Source organism: Pseudogulbenkiania sp. MAI-1, assembly GCF_000527175.1.
GTDB lineage: Bacteria > Pseudomonadota > Gammaproteobacteria > Burkholderiales > Chromobacteriaceae > Pseudogulbenkiania.
Genome location: NZ_AZUR01000001.1, coordinates 2,512,645 through 2,524,878, shown reverse-complemented (window position 1 = coordinate 2,524,878; position 12,234 = coordinate 2,512,645). Strand labels below are relative to the sequence as shown.

Genomic DNA, 12,234 nt, shown 5'->3' with positions numbered 1-12,234 from the left:
GTAGTAGATGGTCAGCCTGAAACCAACAGCCCAGCAGGCTACGCTTGCTGGGCTGTTTCCCTTTCTGCATGGAGGATCATCATGGCCACCATCACACTCATCCGTCCGGCCGCCCAGGTTTCCGTCAACGGGTTTCCTCAGACTCGGGCCAGGCGGCAATGATCCGTTCGGCAAGCTGCTTGAGCTTTTCTGCATCTCCCCGCTGCGCGGCGTGTGGAGCGAGGAACCCCCCGCCGTGCCTCGGAATCACGTGGATGTGAAAGTGCGGCACGGTCTGGCCGGCCGCGCTGCCGTTCGCCTGTGCCAGGGTCATACCGGGCGGTTTCAAGGCAGTTCTGACCGCGATGGCCGCCTTGCGCGCCGTCCGCATGCAGGCTGCCGCAGCGTCTTCTGACAGCTCGAAAATCTGCGCAGCGGGTTCTTTGGGGATAACGAGGAGATGGCCTTCTGCCTGGGGCATGATGTCCATGAACACCAGAGTCATCTGATCTTCGAAAACTTTGATGCACGGGACTTCGCCACGCAGGATTTTGGCAAATATGTTGTTGGGATCGTAAGACATGGCACTTTCCGCTCAATGAACCAAGGTTCATTGTAGGCGATGCTTCGGGTCAAAGAGGAAGAGGGCGGTTCTGGATGCGGACAGGCCGTCAAAGACTGCAGAGGTCTGGTGTACCCCAGTTGTTTCGGTATTACGACTGTAATGACGACGCCGGCAGACGAGGGAAACCTGGTCGAGCAGCCTGGGACCGGGGGCAATGACGTCACCCCATCAGTCTCACTCCTTCAAGGAAAAAAACGCAGGGTACCCTCTCAGCCGGAGCCGCTTGAATTCGGTGGTGTGCTAAATTTGTAGCGAGGGATCGATGCTATGAGGAGGCTAAAGTTGAGCGCCTTTCACTTCCCGCCGTGAGGCGCTTGATAAGCACCCACCGTCCAGGCGGGAGGAGGGTAAAACCGTGCCAAAGTTTATAGATTCCCATCCCATGGAGCCGTTCACGGCGGATGAACTGAACAAGTTGCAGAACGCGCCCCCTGACGAGTTTGGGGTCACGCACTACGACATCCTGTTCAGCGAGAAGGATAACAAGATTTATTGTGTCCTGGATGCCCCGAACGCCGAAGCGGTCCACAAGCATCATGCAAAAGCCGGCATCGAGTGTGACTGGGTCCACGAAGTGAAGTCCACGCGCGGGTGAGAGCGCTGGCAGCTCCATAAGGACTTCCCCGTCGTTTATTCAATCGGTTTCGTGCCCGCAGCGTTTGCGGTGCGGGCACGAAACCGAAACTCCATTCCCATCCTGCCTTCAGCAATTGCCGTCACAAGAACAGACTGCATCTCCATAACCGGCCTTGTTGGGCTTGTCGTCTCAGCCGCTCGCGCAGGAACTCGATGAAGCGTTGGGTCTTGGCGGGTGTCAGATGGGTTTCAGTGATGGCATAACCGGGGAGAGAGCCCCCGCCATCGGGGGCTCCAGCACAGGCGTCAGCCGTTCTTGACGGTGGTGTAACTGTTGATCAGGTTGCGATAGTCGTGGATATGGTTGGCGAACAGCGTCCCCAGCCCCTCGATATCGTTGCGCCAGTCGCGATGCAGTTCACAGGCGACGCCAAACCAGGACATCAGCTGCGCACCGGCCGCCGCCATGCGATCCCAGGCGGCTTGGCGGGTCACTTCGTTGAACGTGCCGGAGGCATCGGTGACGACAAAGACCTCGTAGCCTTCTTCCAGGGCGGACAAGGCCGGGAAGGCGACGCATACCTCGGTCACGATGCCGGCAATGATCAGCTGCTTCTTGCCCGTGGCCTTGACCGCCTTGACGAAGTCTTCGTTGTCCCAGGCATTGATCTGGCCGGGGCGGGCGATATAGGGCGCCTCGGGGAAGGTCTCCTTGAGCTCGCTCATCAAGGGGCCGTTGGGGCCGTTCTCGAAGCTCGTCGTCAGGATGGTCGGCAAGTTGAAGTACTTGGCCAGATCGGCCAGGGCCAGCACGTTGTTGCGGAACTGGTCCGGCGCGATGTCGCGGACCAGGGAGCACAAGCCGGCCTGGTGGTCGACCAGCAGGACGGCGGCGTCATTTTTGTCGAGGCGAACGTAGGGCTTGCTCATGGCAGTCTCCTTCAGGTTGTGGGTGGTGGTTGCAATCAACGCCGGGAGTCCAGCGTCTCGTTGCTCTTGGCAACATCTTGGGCCTTCATGTCACTCTCGATCCGCAACGGATAGGCCGGGAATGTCTTGGTATAGACCTCGGCCGATTGCCGCGCATCCTCTGGAACGTCCTGGCCGCCGTACCGCGCGGCCAGGAAATCGTCATGAGTCGAGTTGACCGAAGCGCCCGCTGTTGAAATCGGCGATGGCCTGCGTGATCTCGTCCTGCGCGTTCATCACGAAGGGGCCATAGGCGACGATGGGCTCGTCGATCGGCTCGCCACTCAACAGCAGCACCGTCGCGTCGTTATTCGCTTCGAGCGAAAAATCCGTGCCGTCACGCCCCAACAGCACCAGCTCCGCCTCGCGGGCGATCTGGTCGCCGTTGACCTGCACGGTACCGCGCAGCACGATCAGCGCCAGCGTGCGGCCGGCTGGGACGTTCAACTCGGTATAGGCACCGGGCTCGAGGCGCAGGTCCCAGACGTCGATCGGCGTGGTGGTGCGCGCCGGCCCCTGGTGACCGCGATAGTCGCCGGCGATCACGCGCACCCGGCCCGCACCGTCGGGCAGCGTAACGGACGGGATGTCGGCATCGAGCAGCGTCTGGTAGCCTGGCGCCCCCATCTTGGCGTGGGCCGGCAGGTTGACCCAGAGCTGCACCATCTCCAGCGTGCCGCCGGTACGGGTGAACGCTTCCGAGTGGAACTCCTCGTGCAGGATGCCGGAGGCGGCTGTCATCCATTGCACGTCACCCGGGCCGATGCGGCCACCGCTACCGGTCGAGTCTCGATGCTCCAGCTCGCCCTGGTAGACAATGGTGACCGTCTCGAAACCGCGGTGCGGATGCTGACCCACGCCACGCGGGCGCGATGCCGGCTTGAAGTCGATCGGACCGGCGAAATCGAGCATCAGGAACGGACTCGTGTGCTGGCCATGGCTGTGATGCGAAAACAGCGTGCGCACCGGAAAACCGTTGCCGACCCAATGCGCTCTGGGGCTGCTGTAAACACCGAGAATTTTTTTCATCGCCTGCTCCTGGTTTGCGATCGATCGATATCGATTGGGGTAGTTGAAGCATAAGCGTGCACCAATGGGGCCGGTAGCCGGCGTAAGATGGTCTCTGTGTCCTATCGATAGAACGATGAAGCCGCCATGCAACAGGATCTCAACGACCTCTATTACTTTGCCCAGGTAGTCGATCACCAGGGCTTCGCCCCGGCCGGCCGGGCGCTGGGCATCCCTAAATCCAAGCTGAGCCGGCGTGTCGCCGTACTCGAGGAGCGGTTGGGGGTGAGGCTGATCCAGCGCTCGACCCGCCGTTTCTCGGTCACCGACATCGGCCAGCGCTACTACGCCCATTGCAAGGCGATGCTGGTGGAGGCGGATGCCGCTCAGGACGCGATCGACCTGATCCGCGCCGAACCGCAGGGGACCATCCGTCTCTCGTGTCCGGTCGCGCTGCTGCACGCCAGAGTGGGGGCGATGCTGGCCGAGTTCATGGTGGAGAACCCCAAGGTGACGCTATTGCTGGACGCCACCAACCGCGTCGTCGACGTGATCGGGGAGGGGATCGATGTGGCGATCCGTGTGCGGGTTCCGCCGTTGAAAAGCAGCGATCTGGTAATGAAAGTGCTGGGCGTGCGGGAGTGGGGGCTGTTTGCCAGCCCATTGCTGCTGCAAAAGTACGGGACGCCAACCGTCCCGGCCGATCTCAACGGTTTGCCCAGCCTGGATCTCGGCCCGGCCCAGCCCGAGCATGCCTGGCAACTCGACGGCCCCGATGGCGCCCAGGCGACCCTGCCGCATACGCCGCGCCTGGTCACGGACGACATGGTCACCCTGGGCCAGGCGGCGTCGGCCGGGGCGGGAGTGGTGGCCCTGCCGACGATGATGATCAGGAAGCAGCTTGAGGAAGGACAGTTGGTGCGGCTCATCCCGGAATGGGCGCCGAAGGGCGGCATGATCCATGCCGTGTTTCCGTCGCGGCGCGGCCAGCTGCCGGCGGTCCGCCAGCTGATCGACTTCCTGGCGCAACGTTTCGAGCAGTTGGAAGAGGATTAGCGGGGGAGGGGGTGAAGTCTCTTCCAATGAACTTGGTCACTGAGGAGGGTGCTCAAAGTACTGAGCACATTGGCAACCGCATTGCCGAAAGCGATTGGGAGCTGCTTCCCACCAGCGCAACCTTGCGGCAACTTGATGACGGGGCCCATGCGATGCTGGAATCCTTTTTGAAATCGCACGAGTTTTGTGGAGAAACCGCCAGCCAGTCCATTTGAATGTCGTCCAGGTGTCGCTTTGGTAGTTGTGTTAATCAAGACCGGGAAAAATCGAATGAGCAAGGCGATGTGAGGAATTCCTATGGGTTATCACCATGGTTGGGAACGGAAATTCATGATCGGGTTTGGCGAAATCATACCCTGTGGAGACCCCTTTTGTTGGCGGAAACTTGCCTGCTGCCGCGGGAGTGGCCAATTTCTATGGATCCGGAAAAATCTCGATATCAGAGCCCAGTGTCTTTCTCACTGTCGAAAAACTGCCGATTAAATTTAATATGTCGTACCTTCATTATGACTGAATTTCTATGGCATGTCCGTCGCCCTTATTGAGGCTCTGTTGTTAGGGGTGGCAGGTCACGGTTCTAAATCCTGTGGGATATCAGGGGTCTTTGTCACCATATGGGTGGGACCATTGTCACCATTATGGTTGGGCCTTTGTCCCTATTATGGAGAGCGAGGGAACTTGATATTGCTAGTATTGGTCGCACTGAATATAACTAATCCAAGTCCACCAAAGCCGCTCAATGGAGACGCTACCGTCTGTACGTGCAATGGTGGGGCCGAAGGCTCGTTCAATAACTGAATGGGCCTCCTCTATTTTCGAGGAGGCCCATCTCGGCATCAACAATTAGCGGTTACTCAATGGTGTATCAGGGCTGCTTCACAGCTTAGGGGAAAGCTGTGCCTATACACCGTCCGCCCTCCACTTCGACACCATCGGCGACGCCGCGGTACTCCTTGTTTGTGCAGTCTTGCCATAAGGAGTCTGGTTATGCATTCATCATCAAGTCAGGTGCTCACGAGGAGCAGGGAAACGGGACCAAAAAGTGACTCGGCTATCGGCCTGGAGCAGCCGTTGGCGTCGCGTCTCGCCACACGCTTGGACATGCTTCGACGGACCCTGCGACCCACCCCGAATGTGCCATTGCATATGGAGGGGATGAATCTCTTTGCCAAAATCGAGTATGTGAACCCCATCGGGAGCATCAAGGACCGCTCCGCCTACTGGATCCTCAAACGGGCGGCCGAGCGAGGCGAAATCGGCGAAGAAACGACGGTGATCGAGTCTTCCTCCGGCAACTTTGCCAACGCACTTGCCGCCTTCACGCACTTGATTGGCCTGCGCTTTATTCCGGTGATCGACCCCAACATCTCCGGCACTTACGAGTCCTTCCTCCGGCGCATCTGTCCCACCGTGGTGAAGGTCGAGGAGCGTGACGACACCGGCGGGTTCCTCAAGACCCGTCTGGCGATGGTGAAGCACCTGTGCGCCACGATTCCCAACGCCTACTGGACAAACCAGTACGGCAACCCGGACGCCCTGGAGGCGCACTACGAGCTCACGGCAGGCGAGATCTGCGCCGATTTCGACTCGCTCGATTATGTCTTCATCGCCGTCAGCACGGCGGGAACGATCGCCGGCGTGTCGCGCCGGCTCAAGGAGCACTTCCCGAAGATCCAGGTCATCGCCGTCGATAGCGAAGGCTCCGTCATCTTCGGTGGAGCGCCGCACAAGCGTCATATTCCCGGCATCGGGTCGAGCATCGTCCCGCCGTTGGTGGCGGAGGCCTTGATCGACGACGTTGTCTTGATCCCCGAGCGCGAAACCGTCGAAGCGTGCCGGGAACTCCTCATGACCCACGGCCTGTTCGTGGGCGGGTCCAGCGGGACGGCCTACGCGGCGGTCAAACGGCTGGCGCCGCAGATGACCGAGTCCAAGCGGCCCACCGTGCTGTTCCTGTGCGCGGACCGCGGCACGCCATACCTCGACACGGTGTACGACCCCGCGTGGGTGGCCAGGCTCGAGTAGAGGAGAAAGCCATGGAATTCAAGCTGTCGATCATCAATGGCAAGACCGTTTCCGACATCATCCGCGCCCAGCGGGGCGAGTGCATCGACATCGTCCGGGGCGCGTACCTCGCCCACGCCGAGGGGCACTCCGTCAACCCGGATAGCTATTTCCTGCGTTTTCCCGAGAAGCCCGATTGCCGGATCATCGCGCTGCCGGCCTATCTCGGGGACGGCTTCGACGTGGCCGGCTTGAAGTGGATCGCGAGCTTCCCCGGCAACGTCCAGCGCGGCTTTCCCCGCGCCTCGGCCGTGCTCGTCCTCAACAGCTACGACACCGGCTACCCCTTCGCCATCCTCGAGAGCTCGATCATCTCGGCCTCGCGTACCGCCGCCTCGGCGGTTCTGGCCGCCTACTGGCTGAACGGGCAATCGCGCCGGGCGCAGTCGCTGGGCATCGTGGGCACCGGCTTCATCGCCCGCTACGTCTACGAGTTCCTGCTCGACACGGGGTGGGAGATCGACGAGGTGCGCTTGCATGACCGCTCGCCGCTCGAGAGCGAGAAGTTCATGAAGAGCGCGTGCCATCCCGAGCGGCACCGCAAGGTCATGGCGGTGCCCGACGTGGAGGGCCTGGTCAGGGCCTGCGATCTGATCGTGTTCACCACCGTCGCCTCCGAGCCCCACATCGCCGATGCCGCCCTGTTCGGGCACAACCCGCTGGTGCTGCATATTTCGCTGCGTGATCTCGCCCCTGAAATCCTCCTGAGTTCGCAGAACGTGGTCGACGACGTCGAACACGTCATGAAGGCCAATACCTCCCCCCATCTGGCCGAGCAGAAGACCGGAAACAGGGATTTCGTGACGGGCACGCTGGCCGAGGTCATGCAGGGGCGCCGCTCGGTCGATCGCCGTCGTCCGATCATTTTCTCTCCTTTCGGCATGGGGATACTCGACCTGGCGGTCGGCAAGTGGGTGTACGACCAGGCGGTTGCCGCCGGCCAGGATCTGAGCCTGTCCGATTTCTTCTACGAGGTTGTACGATGAAGGCCGCAACGACGATGGCGGATGCGCGCAGCAGCGCCGCCACCAGCACCGAGAGCATCCTCGCCGAGGTGCTGGCCGGTGTCATGGGGGTCGACAGCGTGCCGGCCGATAGCAACTTTTTCCAGGAGCTGGGGGCCGATTCCCTGGTGATGGCGCATTTCTGCGCGCGGCTGAGGAAGCGCGGCGATCTGCCGTCGGTATCGATGAAGGACGTCTACGCGCATCCGACGATCAGAAGCCTGGCGGCGGCGCTCGCGGACGTCGTGCCTGCCGCCGCCAAGCCGCCGACGGCGGCAGCGTTGGAGCAGCCGACGCCGACCAGCGCGCACGAACATCTCCTGTGCGGGGCGCTGCAAGCGCTGTTCTATCTCGGGTATTCCTACCTCGGCGTGCTCGCCGCCATCGAGGGCTATCAGTGGCTGGTGGCCGACGCGGTGGGCGTCGAGAAGGTGCTGCGCCTGGCCCTGTTCGGCAGCGTGGCTTTCCTCATCGTGAGCGTGCTTCCGATCGCGGTGAAGTGGCTGTTGATCGGCCGCTGGAAGCCGCAGCAGATCCGGCTCTGGAGCCTTGGGTACGTCCGCTTCTGGGTCGTCAAGTCCCTGATCTGGTCGAACCCCGGCATCTATTTGTGCGTCGGCTCGCCCCTGTACAACCACTATCTGAGGGTGCTGGGCGCGAAAATCGGGCCAGGGGTCGTGATCCTCTCGCGGCACATCCCCGTGTGCACCGACCTGCTCACGATAGGAGCAGGAACGGTGATCCGCCGGGACGCGATGTTCCTCGGCTACCGCGCCCAAGCAGGCCGGATCGAGATCGGGCCGGTGACGCTCGGCCGGAACGCCTTCGTCGGTGAAATGGCCGTGCTCGACATCGACACGGCGATGGGCGACGGGGCGCAGCTCGGCTACGCCTCGTCCTTGCACAGTGGCCAGTCGGTGCCGGCCGGCGAACGCTGGCACGGATCGCCGGCGCAGCGCACGGAGACGAACTACGTGCGAGTGGCACCGGCCCGCTGTGGCAGGCTGCGCCGTACCGTCTATGCCGTCTCCGCCCTGCTTGGCATCTTCTTCGTGCTCGCACCGCTGCTGGAGGGGGGGCTCGGCCTGCTGTTCCTCGCGGTAGCATCGGTGGTCGAGACGCTGGTCCCGGGTCTGCAAACCCGGGCCGGGACCTTGACGATGCAGGGGCTCCTGGTCGAGTCACTGGTGTTCTCGGTCATCCTCTTCTTCGGTGCGCTGCTGGTTGGCCTGCTGGTCGTGGGCACGGTCCCTCGGGTCTTGAACCTGTTCATCAAGCCGGACACGGTCTATCCGCTCTATGGCTTCCACTATGCGGTGCATCGCGTCATCGCGGGGCTGGGCAGGCTGAGGTTCTTCCCGGTGCTGTTCGGCGACAGCTCCTACATCGTCCACTTCTTGAGCTGGATCGGCTATCACCTGTCTCCCGTCGTGCAGACAGGGTCGAATTTCGGCAGCGAGGTGATTACCACCAACCCCTTGCTCACGTCCGTGGGCAGCGGAACGATGGTTGCCGACGGTCTGTACCTGATCAACGACGAGGTCTCGAGCACGTCGTTCCGGGTGTCCCGGACGGCGATCGGGCCCCGCAACTTCATCGGCAACTACGTCACCTATCCTGCGGGCGGGCGGACGGGCGAGAACTGCCTGCTCGCGATCAAGGTGATGGTGCCGCTCGATGGCAAGGTGCGCGAAGGGGTGGGCTTGCTGGGCTCGCCGCCGTTCGAGATTCCGCGCTCCGTCGAGCGCGACAGCCGGTTCGACCATCTGCGGACGGGCGAGGCGTTGCGTCGCGGCCTGGCCGCCAAGAACCGGTTCAACCTGCGGACCATCGGCATCTTCCTGTGCACGCGCTGGCTGGGTGTCTTCCTGATCGTGCTCATCGACCTGGCTGCCGTCACGCTGTTCTACGACGTGTTTGCCCACGTGATCATGGCGATGCTGTTCGCGCTCAGCGCGGTTGTCGCCGCGATCTACTACGCCCTGGTGGAGCGCGCCTTCGAAGCGCTCGGCCCGCCGCCGCCGCCCATCTGCTCCATCTACGATCCGGGTTTCTGGTGGGTGGAGCGCAACTGGAAGCTGCATCCAATCAACTTCCTCCACATCTTCGACGGCACGCCGTTCAAGAGCCTGCTCTGGCGGCTGATCGGTGTCCGGATGGGCAAGCGGGTGTTCGACGACGGCACCCACATCTCCGAGCCGGTCCTGACTACCGTCGGGGATGAGTGCGTGCTCAATCACCGCAGCAAGATCCAGTGCGACTCCCAGGAGGACGGGACCTACAAGTCTGGTTATACCGAGCTCGGCGCCGGCTGCACGCTTGGGGTCGGCGCCTTCGTGCACTACGGCGTGACGATGGGTGACGGCTCGGCGCTTGCCGCGGACTCCTTCCTCATGAAGGGAGAGACGGTTCCACCCGGGGCGCGCTGGGGCGGGAACCCGGCCAGGGAGATCTGAGATGAACGATACCGCATTGCAAAAAGGTGGCAGCACGACCCGGCGCGGCAGGGAATTCTGGCGCGATGTCCTGCTTGCCGGGGGATTCACCGCGCTTCCGCGCTGGACCCTTCATCCGGAGCCCAGCGTCGGTGAGCACGAGGCGACGATTCCCGACGAACTCATGGCGGCGCTGCGCCGCTTGGCGAATGAACTGTCGGTGCCGCTCAGCTCGGTGCTGTTGACCGCGCACGCCAAGGTGCTCGGCGCGCTCTCCGGCGAGCGCGAGGTGACCACCGGCTACGCCGTAGAGGCCGCTCAGCCGTTGCCGTTGCGGCTCACGATCGAACCTGGCTCGTGGCACGAGGTGCTGCTGCACACCGCGCGTGCCGAGTCGAAACTGCAATTGCACAGGGATTTTCCGGTCGACGATCTCAGGCATGAGCTCGGCCTCACCGAGCCCTTGTTCGAAACCGTGTTCGAACTGGCCACGGATGGCGGCGGCGACCTTGCCGAGGGCATCGTGCTGCGGGTCGCCTTCGTGCAAGGCGAGGGGGGCGTGTTACGGCTACGTTACCGGACGGACGTGCTGGACGACGAATGCGCCGCGAGGATCGCCGGCTATCACCTCACCGCGCTGGCCTCGATCGTGGCCGGGCCGGACGCCGAGCATGCCCGGCAGAGTCTGCTGTCCGCCGACGAACTGCATTTCCAGTTGTACGGGCTCGCCGGGCCGCAACGCAAGCTGCCGGACCAGCGGGTGCACGAGCTGTTCGAGGAGCAAGTGCGGGCGCGCCCGGACGCCGTCGCGGCCGTGCACGGCGACAGCCAGCTCACGTATCGTCAGCTCAACGCGCGCGCCAACCAGCTGGCCCGGATGCTGTTGGCGCATGGGCTGGGCCGCGAAGGCGTCGTCGCCGTGGTGACCGAGCGCAACCTGGACTGGATGACCGCCGTGCTCGCGATCTTCAAGGCCGGTGGGGCGTACTTGCCCATCGAGCCGCATTTCCCGGCCGAGCGCATCGCGCGGACGCTCACGCGGGCGGACTGCCGGCTGGTGCTGACCGAACGCGGCAGCACCGCCATGCTTGATCAGGCGCTCGCCTCGCTGTCTGGCATCCAGCGGCTGTTCATTGACGTGGCCTGCGAAGAGGGCTTTCCCGACGGCGATCTCGGCGTCGAGGTCGCGCCCGGCCAGCTCGCCTACATCTACTTCACTTCCGGCTCGACCGGCGAGCCGAAGGGGGCGATGTGCGAGCACGCGGGCATGGTCAACCACCTGTTCGCCAAGGTCGACGACCTGAAGATAGGCGAAGGCACCGTGGTGGCCCAGACGGCGCCCCAGTGCTTCGATATCTCGCTGTGGCAACTGGTGTCCGCGCTGCTGGTCGGCGGACGGACCCTGCTGGTCGAGCAGGAGGTGATCCTGGACGCCAAGCGCTTTGTCGACAAGATCGTCGACGCCAGGGTCAACGTGCTGCAGGTCGTGCCGTCCTACCTCGAAGTCGTCCTGACCTATCTGGAGCAGCAGCCGCGCGAGCTGCCGGACCTGCGCTACGTGGCGGTCACCGGCGAGGCGCTGAAGAAGGAGCTGACGCAGCGCTGGTTCGCGGCCCTGCCCGGGATCAGGCTGGTGAATGTGTATGGACTGACCGAGACCTCCGACGACACCAATCATGAGGTCATGGACGGCGTGCCCAGCCGCGAGCGCGTTCCGCTCGGCCGCGCGGTCAACAATGCGCATGTCTACGTCGTCGATGAGCAACTGTCGCCGGTGCCGCTCGGCGCGCCCGGCGAGATCGTCTTCTCCGGAATCTGCGTCGGCCGTGGCTACGTCAACGATCCCGAGCGCACGCAACGCGCCTTCATGGCCGATCCGCACCGTCCGGGGCAGCGGCTGTACCGCAGCGGCGACTTTGGCCGCTGGCTGCCCGAAGGCAAGCTGGAGTTCCTCGGCCGCCGGGATTCCCAGGTCAAGATCCGGGGCTTCCGGATCGAGCTGGGCGAGATCGAGAACAGGCTGCTGTGCTTGCCGGGCGTGCGCGACGGCGCGGTCGTGGTCGCCGAGCGGGCCGACCGCGGCAAACAGCTGGTGGCCTTCTATTCCGGCGAGCAGCCGCTCGATGCCGACGCGCTGCAGGAGCAGCTCAGTGAGTCGCTGCCCCACTACATGGTTCCGTCGGCGTTCCATTGGCAGAGAGCGCTGCCGTTGACGGACAACGGCAAGATCAACCGGAAGGCCCTGGCCGCCCTCGCCGGAGAGCTCGACATGGCCAAACGCGATGACGAGCGCGCTAGCACGCCGACCGAGCAACGGCTGGCGGGCGCCTGGGCGGAGATTCTCGGCATCCCGCCGGACCAGATCGGCCGGAGGGCGCATTTCTTCGAACTCGGCGGCACCTCGCTGTCGGCGCTGAGGCTGGCGATCAAGTTGAACCGTGCGGTGTCCGTGAAGGACCTGGCCGATCACCCGGTTCTCGCCGACCTGGCCCGCCACGTCGACACGCGCGCCGTATAG

The 12,234-nt window shown here is 63.3% G+C and carries 10 protein-coding genes; 7 read left to right on the top strand and 3 right to left on the bottom strand.

Annotated elements, in window-relative coordinates; all coding sequences use genetic code 11:
- Window positions 1-124: 124 nt before the first annotated feature.
- Window positions 125-562: an HIT family protein gene (locus PSEMAI1_RS0111720; RefSeq protein ID WP_024303059.1), complete on the bottom strand. Its 438-nt coding sequence runs from the start codon at window positions 560-562 to the stop codon at window positions 125-127.
- 397 nt (window positions 563-959) lie between these two features.
- Between PSEMAI1_RS0111720 and PSEMAI1_RS0111715 the strand changes: the two genes are divergently transcribed.
- The gene (locus tag PSEMAI1_RS0111715; RefSeq protein ID WP_024303058.1) at window positions 960-1,199 is read left to right on the top strand and encodes a nickel-binding protein; all 240 of its coding nucleotides are present in this window, start codon (window positions 960-962) and stop codon (window positions 1,197-1,199) included.
- Between the two features lie 287 nt (window positions 1,200-1,486).
- Here PSEMAI1_RS0111715 and ycaC read toward each other — a convergent pair whose 3' ends face one another.
- Window positions 1,487-2,110: an isochorismate family cysteine hydrolase YcaC gene (ycaC, locus tag PSEMAI1_RS0111710; protein WP_024303057.1), complete on the bottom strand. Its 624-nt coding sequence runs from the start codon at window positions 2,108-2,110 to the stop codon at window positions 1,487-1,489.
- A 201-nt stretch (window positions 2,111-2,311) separates the two neighbouring features.
- A complete protein-coding gene (locus PSEMAI1_RS0111705) occupies window positions 2,312-3,178 on the bottom strand; it encodes a pirin family protein (RefSeq protein ID WP_024303056.1) in 867 nt (288 codons plus the stop codon).
- Window positions 3,179-3,304: 126 nt separating this feature from the next.
- Between PSEMAI1_RS0111705 and PSEMAI1_RS0111700 the strand changes: the two genes are divergently transcribed.
- The 6 genes from PSEMAI1_RS0111700 (at window position 3,305) to PSEMAI1_RS0111675 (ending at window position 12,234) form a co-directional block, all read left to right on the top strand.
- Window positions 3,305-4,213, top strand: coding sequence for a LysR family transcriptional regulator (locus PSEMAI1_RS0111700; protein WP_024303055.1), 909 nt, complete (start codon window positions 3,305-3,307; stop codon window positions 4,211-4,213).
- A gap of 26 nt (window positions 4,214-4,239) precedes the next feature.
- Window positions 4,240-4,428, top strand: coding sequence for a hypothetical protein (locus PSEMAI1_RS0111695; protein WP_024303054.1), 189 nt, complete (start codon window positions 4,240-4,242; stop codon window positions 4,426-4,428).
- Window positions 4,429-5,200: 772 nt separating this feature from the next.
- Window positions 5,201-6,238, top strand: a complete 1,038-nt coding sequence (gene sbnA, locus PSEMAI1_RS0111690; protein ID WP_024303053.1) for a 2,3-diaminopropionate biosynthesis protein SbnA — start codon at window positions 5,201-5,203, stop codon at window positions 6,236-6,238.
- An 11-nt stretch (window positions 6,239-6,249) separates the two neighbouring features.
- A complete protein-coding gene (gene sbnB / locus PSEMAI1_RS0111685; protein ID WP_024303052.1) occupies window positions 6,250-7,263 on the top strand; it encodes a 2,3-diaminopropionate biosynthesis protein SbnB in 1,014 nt (337 codons plus the stop codon).
- The gene (locus PSEMAI1_RS0111680) at window positions 7,260-9,737 is read left to right on the top strand and encodes a Pls/PosA family non-ribosomal peptide synthetase (protein WP_024303051.1); all 2,478 of its coding nucleotides are present in this window, start codon (window positions 7,260-7,262) and stop codon (window positions 9,735-9,737) included. Before sbnB ends, PSEMAI1_RS0111680 begins: the two co-directional genes overlap by 4 nt.
- Window position 9,738: 1 nt before the next feature.
- Window positions 9,739-12,234, top strand: coding sequence for an amino acid adenylation domain-containing protein (locus PSEMAI1_RS0111675; protein ID WP_024303050.1), 2,496 nt, complete (start codon window positions 9,739-9,741; stop codon window positions 12,232-12,234).